Below are 233 nucleotides of genomic sequence, written 5' to 3'. Positions count from 1 at the left end.
CGCTCCGCCAATAAAGGGATGCCGATTCTGTTGCTTACCGCGCTTGGCACCATTGAACATCGCGTCAAGGGGCTGGAGTTGGGGGCAGATGACTACCTGATGAAACCATTCGCTTTTGCTGAACTGCTGGCGCGGGTGCGCACTCTCCTGCGGCGCGGGGCGGCGGTAATTATCGAAAGTCAGTTTCAGGTTGCCGACCTGATGGTCGATCTCGTCAGCCGCAAAGTCACCCG

At 58.4% G+C, this 233-nt stretch carries 1 pseudogene; it reads left to right on the top strand.

The features are described from left to right. Positions 1–233, top strand: a pseudogene (gene cusR / locus KI356_RS28975) (copper response regulator transcription factor CusR); the annotation flags it as partial.

Origin of the sequence: Bacillus hominis (assembly GCF_018332515.1) — a bacterium.
Taxonomy (GTDB): Bacteria; Bacillota; Bacilli; order Bacillales; family Bacillaceae_G; genus Bacillus_A; species Bacillus_A hominis.
This window is presented reverse-complemented; position numbering and strand designations above follow the sequence as displayed.